Annotated in this window: 8 protein-coding genes and 3 pseudogenes; 9 read left to right on the top strand and 2 right to left on the bottom strand. The window is 64.4% G+C overall.

Annotation, left to right across the window (positions count from 1 at the left end):
* From ACP159_RS13490 to ACP159_RS13470, 5 genes are all read left to right on the top strand, one after another.
* On the top strand, nt 1-1,167 hold a 1,167-nt coding region (locus tag ACP159_RS13490; protein WP_425100247.1), incomplete at its 5' end, for a site-specific DNA-methyltransferase.
* On the top strand, nt 1,164-1,373 hold the full coding sequence (locus tag ACP159_RS13485; RefSeq protein WP_425100246.1) for a DUF7220 family protein: 210 nt from the start codon (nt 1,164-1,166) through the stop codon (nt 1,371-1,373). The genes ACP159_RS13490 and ACP159_RS13485, both read left to right, overlap by 4 nt.
* On the top strand, nt 1,373-1,912 hold the full coding sequence (locus ACP159_RS13480; RefSeq protein ID WP_425100245.1) for a phage terminase small subunit P27 family: 540 nt from the start codon (nt 1,373-1,375) through the stop codon (nt 1,910-1,912). Before ACP159_RS13485 ends, ACP159_RS13480 begins: the two co-directional genes overlap by 1 nt.
* Nucleotides 1,913-1,987: 75 nt before the next feature.
* On the top strand, nt 1,988-2,698 hold the full coding sequence (locus tag ACP159_RS13475; RefSeq protein ID WP_425100244.1) for a recombinase family protein: 711 nt from the start codon (nt 1,988-1,990) through the stop codon (nt 2,696-2,698).
* 201 nt (nt 2,699-2,899) lie between these two features.
* Nucleotides 2,900-3,382: a phage terminase small subunit P27 family gene (locus ACP159_RS13470; RefSeq protein WP_425100243.1), complete on the top strand. Its 483-nt coding sequence runs from the start codon at nt 2,900-2,902 to the stop codon at nt 3,380-3,382.
* A 91-nt stretch (nt 3,383-3,473) separates the two neighbouring features.
* Here ACP159_RS13470 and ACP159_RS13465 read toward each other — a convergent pair whose 3' ends face one another.
* Entirely contained in the window at nt 3,474-3,779 is a 306-nt protein-coding gene (locus ACP159_RS13465; protein ID WP_425100242.1) for a hypothetical protein, read from the bottom strand.
* Nucleotides 3,780-4,125: 346 nt separating this feature from the next.
* On the opposite strand from ACP159_RS13465, the gene ACP159_RS13460 reads away from it, so the two are divergent.
* A complete protein-coding gene (locus tag ACP159_RS13460) occupies nt 4,126-4,653 on the top strand; it encodes a DUF6441 family protein (RefSeq protein ID WP_425100241.1) in 528 nt (175 codons plus the stop codon).
* Nucleotides 4,654-5,188: 535 nt separating this feature from the next.
* Here the strand turns inward: ACP159_RS13460 and ACP159_RS13455 are convergent.
* Nucleotides 5,189-6,095: pseudogene (locus tag ACP159_RS13455) on the bottom strand (PstS family phosphate ABC transporter substrate-binding protein); the annotation flags it as partial.
* Between the two features lie 227 nt (nt 6,096-6,322).
* Here ACP159_RS13455 and ACP159_RS13450 point away from each other — a divergent pair.
* The 3 genes and pseudogenes from ACP159_RS13450 to ACP159_RS13440 all read left to right on the top strand — a co-directional run.
* Nucleotides 6,323-6,424: pseudogene (locus ACP159_RS13450) on the top strand (acyl-CoA transferase); the annotation flags it as partial.
* A pseudogene (locus ACP159_RS13445) lies at nt 6,418-6,690 on the top strand (YcbK family protein); the annotation flags it as partial. The pseudogenes ACP159_RS13450 and ACP159_RS13445, both read left to right, overlap by 7 nt.
* Complete coding sequence (locus ACP159_RS13440) at nt 6,687-6,944, top strand: hypothetical protein (protein ID WP_425100240.1); 258 nt, start codon at nt 6,687-6,689, stop codon at nt 6,942-6,944. The pseudogene ACP159_RS13445 and the gene ACP159_RS13440, both read left to right, overlap by 4 nt.
* The last annotated feature ends 145 nt before the right edge of the window (nt 6,945-7,089 follow it).

The following is a 7,089-nucleotide window of genomic DNA, read 5'->3' as shown; positions in this document are numbered from 1 at the left end:
ACCCATTCGGAGGCGCAGGTGGCGCAGATTGCCGGGTCGATCCGGGCGTTCGGGTTCAACAATCCGGTGCTGGTCGATGGCGGGAACGGCATCATCGCGGGCCACGGGCGGGTGCTGGCGGCGCAGAGGCTGGGGCTGGAGCGCGTGCCGGTGATCGAGCTGACCCATCTGAGCGATGCCCAGAAGCGCGCCTACATCCTCGCCGACAACCGGCTGGCGGAACAGGCGGGGTGGGATCGGGCGTTGCTGGCGCTGGAACTGGGCGACCTCGCGGCGCTCGACATCGACCTTGGCAGTCTCGGCTTCGATGGCGCGGACCTCGATGCGTTGCTGGGCCACGGCACAGGCGATGCGCGGGAGGAGGAGACGCCGGAGCCGCCGTCCAATCCGGTGTCCAGACTCGGCGACCTCTGGCAGCTCGGGTCCCACCGGCTGCTCTGCGGGGATGCCACGGACGGGGCGGCGGTCGCGCGTCTGCTTGGTGGGATACAGCCGCACCTGATGGTCACGGACCCGCCTTACGGCGTGGATTACGACCCCGCCTGGCGCAACGAGACCGGCGCTGCGAAGACCAAACGCACGGGCAAGGTGCTGAACGACCACCGGGCCGACTGGCACGAGGCCTGGGCGCTGTTCCCCGGCGATGTGGCCTATGTCTGGCACGGGGCGCTGCACGCGACCACGGTGGCGGAGAGCCTTGTCGTCTGCGGCTTCGAGATCCGCAGCCAGATCATCTGGGCCAAGGAACGGTTGGTGCTGTCCCGGGGGCACTATCACTGGCAGCACGAACCGTTGATCTATGCCGTCCGCGGCAAGGGGCACTGGACCGGCGACCGCAAACAATCGACGCTTTGGAGCATTGCGAACCGCGATCAGGACGCCACCACCGTGCATGGCACGCAGAAGCCGGTCGAATGCATGCGGCGGCCGATCCTGAACAATTCCAGCGCCGGTCAGGCCGTCTACGAGCCCTTCGCCGGGTCGGGCAGCACGCTGATCGCCGCCGAGACCACGAAGCGGGTGTGCTACGCCATGGAACTCAGCCCGGCCTACGTCGATGTGATTATCCAGCGTTGGCAGGGGTTTACCGGCAAGCCCGCCGTGCTGGACGGCACCGGGCAAAGCTTCGACGCCGTCACCAGAGATCGGGAAGGCATCGCCGCATGAGCCAGTCCCGCAGCCAATCCGCCCTCGAGGCCCTCGCCAATGTCGTCGTCGGCTATTGCACCGCCTTTGCCCTGCAAGTCGCGCTGTTCCCGCTGGTCGGCCTCGCCGCTGGGCTCGGACAGCATCTGGCCATCAGCGCGGGCTTTACGCTGCTCTCTCTCCTGCGCAGCTACGCCCTGCGCCGTCTGTTCGTCCGGCTGGGCTGATGCGGCGCGGACGCAAACCCTGTCCAAAGTCGGGCACCCTCGCGGAAACGCCGCTCAACGCGCCTCCTCGCTGCCCGGACCACCTCTCCCCCGTGGCGAAGAAGGAGTGGCGACGGCTGGCCACGCCGCTGCACCGCGCCGGCCTGCTGACCATCGCGGACCGTGCGGCGCTTGCGGCCTATTGCCAAGCCTGGGGGCGCTGGGTGGACGCCGAGCAACGCCTTGCTGACACCCCGGCGCTCCTGAAGACGCCGAGCGGCTATGTCCAGCAGTCGCCCTGGCTGACGATTACCAACAAGCAGCTGGAGCTCATGGGGCGCTACATGACCGAGCTTGGCCTGACGCCCGTGGCCCGGACCCGCATCGACATGCCGGTGAGCGGCGCGCCCGAGCCAGTCGACAAGATCCAGATCACGATCGTGGGCATCGATGAATTCGGACAGCGCTTCGAGAAGCCGATGGACGGCTGGAACCCAAAGCCGCCCCGGACCGACAAGCCCAAGGAGCCGGTTCAGATCACCCTCGACAGGGGCCTTTGACCTTTTGGGACTACACTTCTGAGCCCTTTGGAGCGACGTACAGACCTGCCAAACGAAGGTTGCCCAGGTGTGTACATGGTCCGCAGCACTGCCCCAAACCGGCTGGTCGCCTACGAGCGCGTCTCCACCGCCCGCCAGGGCCGGTCCGGTCTCGGGCTCGACGCGCAACGGGCTGCCATCGACGCTTTCGCCAGGGCGCGGTCCGCCGAGGTTCTCGCCCGCTTCACCGAGGTCGAAAGCGGAGGCCGCAACGACCGCCCGGAACTCGACAAGGCCCTCAGCCTCGCCCGCCTGACCGGCGCCACGCTGGTCATCGCCAAACTCGACCGCCTCTCGCGCAACGCCGCCTTCCTGCTCACCCTGCAAGCCAGCGGCGTCCGCTTCCTCGCCTGCGACATGCCCGAGGCCAACGATCTGACCGTCGGCATCATGGCCCTCGTCGCCCAGGCCGAACGCGACGCCATCTCCCGCCGCACCAAGGAAGCCCTCGCCGCCGCCAAGGCCCGCGGCGTCCGCCTCGGCAACCCCAACGGCGCCGCCGCCCTCAAACGCGCCGGCAAAGGCGGCACGGCGCTCCACGAGACCGTCCGCCACAACGCCGACAGCTTCGCCCGCGACCTCGCGCCAGTGATTGCCGCCCTGCAATCCGAAGGGCATACTTCGCTTCGAGCATTGGCCACAGAGCTCAACGCCCGCGGCATCCAGACCCGGAGAGGCGGGCGGTGGCATGTGTCGAACGTCAGGAACCTGCGCTCCCGGATCGCGCAGCTTCACGCCGTGACCTGACCTTCGGCCGGGTTCATCGACACAAACATTGGACAGGTCGGCCCGTGTCGGCATTTGTCGGAAACTGACAGGATTCCAATGAGCAAGCGTCTGGGGTATAGTTATTCCAACCCCCGGGGGTGGGTCTATCTTTGCACGTTCTCGACCGCGACCGGCGGGGGGAGCACAATTTCCAGGATGCCAGAATTCGAAGAGGGGGTCATGCGCGGACGCAAACCCAAACCCAGCGGGCTGAAGCTGGTCACCGGCACCGACCGCGCCGACCGTCGCAATCCGGGTGAACCCAGACCAGTGCCGCGCTGCCCGGACCCGCCCCCGCATCTGACGGCCGAGGCCTGCGCGGAGTGGATCAGGATCAGCCAACAACTCTGCGCCCTCGGCATCCTCTCGGAAATCGATCGTGCTGCCCTGGCGGCCTATTGCCAGGCCTACGGCCGCTGGGTCCAGGCGGAGACTGCCCTCGATCAGATGGCCACCCGGGACCAGCTGACCAAAGGCCTGATGATCCGAACCAAAGGCGGCAACGCCATCCAGAACCCGCTCGTCGGCACCGCCAACAAGGCCATGTCCGACATGATGCGCTACGCCGCCGAATTCGGCATGACACCAAGCGCAAGAACCCGGATCAGCGCGGAGAATGACGCCCGTGCCATGGCCTCGGAATTGGCGGAATGGGGGCTGTGAGTAAACGCCGTGCTCAGAACGATGAACTCCGGAACATTGAAAGCATCAGAGCCAAACAAGCCTCCGAGATTGCCTGAACGGAACAAGCTCCTCATACGCCAGACCTAACTTTTTGGGCAACTATTGCGTTTGCTCCCGCACATACAATTGCACCAATACCCAGACCCCAAACGTAGTTTGTCTTCGCAAACTCCCCCCAGTAGTCCTCCGATAAGCCATGCATCAACCATCCGCCCCCTACGGACAACGAGCCAGCAGAAATCGTTCCGCTAAACCATCCGATCAGCTTATAAATCCAAGCACCATAAGTGTCGTTTGGTTTTTCAAGCTCACTTCCGGTTATTGCCGCCGTTATTCCCATCGAAAAAAATACTGTGACAGCCAAAACAATCAGCATCATGCGGCAATAGTCCTTTCGTTCAAGGCGGGCTTGAGGCCCTTGTGCCAAGCGTCGACATCCCACGGTTGAAAAAATTTTTCGGATGCCTCAAGTGCGAGATTTTCCCAAAGGATTCTATGCGGGAGAATCTCGCACTTAATGGATGAAGTGAACACTTTTCTTAGGGCTATCCAACGTGGCTGATCGAGCGTAACTGGCGGAGGCGAATTTTCTCCCTAAACACCGGACGGTCATCGGCGTGGCGGTCAAGGCCGTTGCAGGTGGGGCCGGCGACACCATCGGTCGGGTGCGCCTGAACGCGACCTTCTGATGAGCGCCTTCGCCGCCGCCGTCGGTTCGCTCTTTGCCGAAAACCGCCCAGCGGCTGCAGACCACCGGTGCGGGGCTCGGCACACTGCTGGCCAATTCGATCCGAAGCCAGAATTTCCCGAGGTCGGGCGAGAGCTTGGACGCCGCCGCGCTGGTCTGGTCGAAGGCGCCGGTCATCGTCGGCGCGCATGACACGGGGCCGCTGATCCGCTTGAAGAACAGGTTCTGGCTGGCGATCCCGCTGCCCGCGGCGGGCAAGTCGCTGCGCGGGGGCGGGATCACGCCCGGAGAGTGGGAACGGCGACGCGGGATGCGGCTGCGGTTCGTCTATCGGCGGACGGGGCCGAGCCTGCTCGTCGCCGACCGCGCCCGCATCAACACCCGTGGCCAGGCGGTGGCGTCGCGCGCCAAGACCGGCCGCAACCAGGTCCCCGCGCCGATCTTCCTGCTGGTGCCTCAGGTGAAGCTGCCGAAGCGGCTCGATCTGGACAGTGAGGCAGAGCGCGCGCTCGACAGCGTGCCGGGACTGATCGTCGCGAACAGGGTAGAGGGCAGACTTTGACCAATGAAACTGTCGCATAAAAAAACGGGCGGCGAAGTGCCGCCCGCGCCAATCGCTCGCTTTCGTTAAAATTACCAAGCTGCAATATCGGCGTCTATAATAGGGGTGAACACTATCTTGCTTGATGAGCCACCTGTAATAGTGGTCGTTCCGGCGTCGTCGTCGTCACCGCCGTTGCAATTGCCATTGCCGTTACCATTGCCGTTGCCGTTTCCAGAACCGCCGGGACAGAAGCCAATACAAACGTTGATGTCGTTGTCATCGTCATCAATACGAGTGATATCAACTTCAAAGCGTCCATCGTAACCGCCCATTCCCAATCCGGGGAACGGTTGGACCACTTGGGCGTATGCACCATGGCGACTCTGCAGCGCCTCATAGAGGATGCAGGGGAAAGTACACTCGGGGTTGGGCACCGGATCCGGACCATCTTCAGGCGCTGGGGTGAATGCATCGATCCCAACCGGGTCAATCGGGTTGTAGGGCGACACAATCCCAGGCTCGCGGTATTCGCCAGCAAACTCGTAGTTCAAGTATTCCTTCGCGCCCTGCACCACGCCGACGTACTCCTCCTCGATGTAGAAGGACGGCGGACGCGAGACCGGGTATTCGCCCGAGGCAATGGTCTCGGTCGAGGGGGCGACGCCGGACATGGTGGCGACCTTCAGCTTGTCGGTGTTGTTCTCGTAGAACGCTAGGCCGAACACGCCGATGCCGTTTGCGTTGGCGTCGATGGAGGCCAGCGTCTCGGCGTAGTCGCTGTCGATGTCGATGTCGACCGAGCGGCCGTCGGTGCGCACTTCAAGGCAGGCGTCTTCGGCGTCGTCTTCGGACATGCCAGCGGCCGTCATTGCTTCGAACGCGTCGGTGGCTTCACAGCCTGCTGCAACAACCTGTTCTTCGAACACTTCACGAGTGCCGTGCTTGGTGCCCCGGATGACGGCGGTGATGTCGACGAACGGCAGGTCTGCATTGAAGTCGGCCCACTGACTGTAGTGGTTGTCGACGATCTCGCCGTCGACCAAGACCTGCGCGCCGAGCGCGTTGGACCAGTCGGCCGGCTCGAATGCGGTGAAGGCCGGGCCGTCGATCTGGCTGGCGAACACGATGCCGTCGTAGCCGATGCGAACCTGGATGATATCGGTCACGCCGGCTTCGGCGCAGGCGTTGCTCTCTCGCTCGCGGATGGCGCGCGAGGCGTTGGCGATGTCGACGGTGTTTTCGCCCACGCCTTCGCAGAAGCGCTTCAGGCCGGCAGAGGAGCCGCCCGAATCCACCACCGGAGTCGGGAAATCGAAGTTCTCGCCGAACGCTTCGGCGACGATGGAGGCGTAGGGAAGAACGGTCGACGAACCGGCGATTTGAACGTTGTCGCGTGCGGCGGCGACGGACGCCACGGAGGCGATCGCCAGGGCCGAGACGGTTGTTTTCGTAAAAGACATGGATAGCTCCAGTTCTTGATAAGTAGTGGCGCTCATTCGAGCAGCCTCAAGACACGGCTAGCCACCGGGAGCTATGCTTTTGTGACGTGTTTGTAACAGGTTTATGACGGCGTCAGCAGGGGCTTGGATGCGCTTGACGGCTGCGACTCTCACCAGTTTTTCTGATCCAGCCTCCAGAAAAACACACTAAATCTTCACGCATTTCGGAGTTCGAATGGACCAAGTGCATACCCACTCTTCGCGAAACCATCCTCGCCGCGCTGCACGCGCGGCTTTCGGCGTTGCCCGCCAACACCCTGCGCGGTGAGGTGCTGCCCGAGCGCGCCCCGTGTCGTTCGCGGACGAGACCCCGCCAGCGCGCGAGGTCCTGGCGCAGAGCCGCACCATGAAAGGCGGCGGCACGGCGGGCGTCGCGACGCTCTGAGCGGCCGGTGTCGAGGTGGCGCAGCAGGTACTAGCGGAGACGCAGACCGCCTTCCTGCCGCTCGTCCCATATCTTGATACGCTTCGCTGGGTGTTCATCGCCGTAGCACTCGGTGGTATCGCGGTCACGATCTATGCCCGCCTCGATGACTGGCGCCGGGGGCGGCGGTGATCGCCGCGCTTCTGACCGGGTTTGCCGCCAGCCCGTGGACGCGGGCGGCGCTGCGCTACGGCGCCATCGTCCTCGCCGTGCTCCTGTTCCTGCTGTCGCTTCGGCGGTCCGGCGAGCGAGCGGGACGCCTCGCCGAACGCCTAGAGACCACAGAGAAGGCAAATGATGTGCAACGCCGGATGCTGGAAGCGGCGGCTCGCCGCCCTCGCAATCGCGACGAGCTCGCTGAGCGGCTGCGCAACGGTCGCTTCTGAACCCCGCGTCGCGACCGTCTGCCCACCGCAGGTCCAGTATAGCCGCGAGTCCCAGGCTCGGGCGGCCGAGGAGCTGGCCCTGCTGCCGGAGGGATCGGTGATCGCCGAAATGCTGAACGACTACTCCGTGATGCGGGAGCAAGCT

This window comes from Tropicibacter sp. S64 (assembly GCF_049803835.1).
Lineage (GTDB): Bacteria > Pseudomonadota > Alphaproteobacteria > Rhodobacterales > Rhodobacteraceae > Pacificoceanicola.
This window is presented reverse-complemented; position numbering and strand designations above follow the sequence as displayed.